Source organism: Aeromonas lacus (assembly GCF_000764665.1).
In the GTDB taxonomy this organism is placed as follows: domain Bacteria; phylum Pseudomonadota; class Gammaproteobacteria; order Enterobacterales; family Aeromonadaceae; genus Aeromonas; species Aeromonas lacus.
The window spans coordinates 1-817 of the sequence record NZ_JRGM01000189.1 but is presented as its reverse complement, the minus strand read 5'-3'; the positions used below and the strand labels follow the sequence as shown (position 1 = coordinate 817).

General features: G+C 33.9%; 1 protein-coding gene. It reads right to left on the bottom strand.

Annotated features, from left to right (window positions below; translation table 11 throughout):
• Positions 1-334: 334 nt before the first annotated feature.
• Positions 335-697 carry a hypothetical protein gene (locus LG31_RS21340; protein WP_161785997.1) on the bottom strand — a complete coding sequence of 121 codons (363 nt, stop codon included), beginning with the start codon at positions 695-697 and terminating at the stop codon, positions 335-337.
• Positions 698-817 lie beyond the last annotated feature (120 nt).

The window sequence follows — 817 nt, the reverse complement described above, 5'->3', positions numbered from 1 at the left end:
GTATCAAGCCTCATCAATTAGTAATGGATATCTCCTTTCACATATAAAGTATTATAATTATAAAAACCCCTACCAACAAAAGACCCAACAATTACAATATTTTCAATGTTAATTTGGCACTAAAGAAAACTGATTGGCACCTAAATATCTCCCAGTTTTTCAGCAGGGAAAGACACCGAGGGAGTTTACTTAGCTGCAAAACGACCTTGAATTAACATCAACAGAAGTGCACACTAAAGTAGAGTAAGCAAGACACTTGTATTCATCCTATAACCTAACATATTCATGCAAACTGAATGTAAAGCTTACTATATTAATCATAATGTTTTAACAGTCAGTTTTTCTTTGACAAAGAACATTGGGAATCAAAACAATTTTTCAACTTACTCTTTATTGATTCACCGTATTGCAGTTTTATTTTATCTTCAAGGTAAGCAGATGTATTCCATAATGATGCATCAGAATAAATGTATGATGCCCATCCAATACTACCACTGCCATCCGTGTCATAAGTCAATTGCATACTAACTTCTTGGCCATCATCAGAATCTACAATAACATTTACATCCTTAGCCGCAACATATATAAAATCATAATTACTACTGCGAACCGCATCCGCCAAATAGTCATAACATTGCAAGTTATTGCCAGCGATTGCATTATGCGCAAAGAAAAGAACAAATAAAATAAGCCTCATTTTCACAACCAAAATATCACACAGTCACATCTAGTCTTGGATGAAAACATTTCTAACTCTATATTATAAACACCACAGTCAACACCAACACACATGAAACTGAAAGCCGAATTACTAACC

Coding starts and splice junctions, on each gene's coding strand:
- LG31_RS21340 (WP_161785997.1), bottom strand. CDS start 697: ATGAGGCTTATTTTATTTGTTCTTTTCTTTGCGCATAATGCAATCGCT.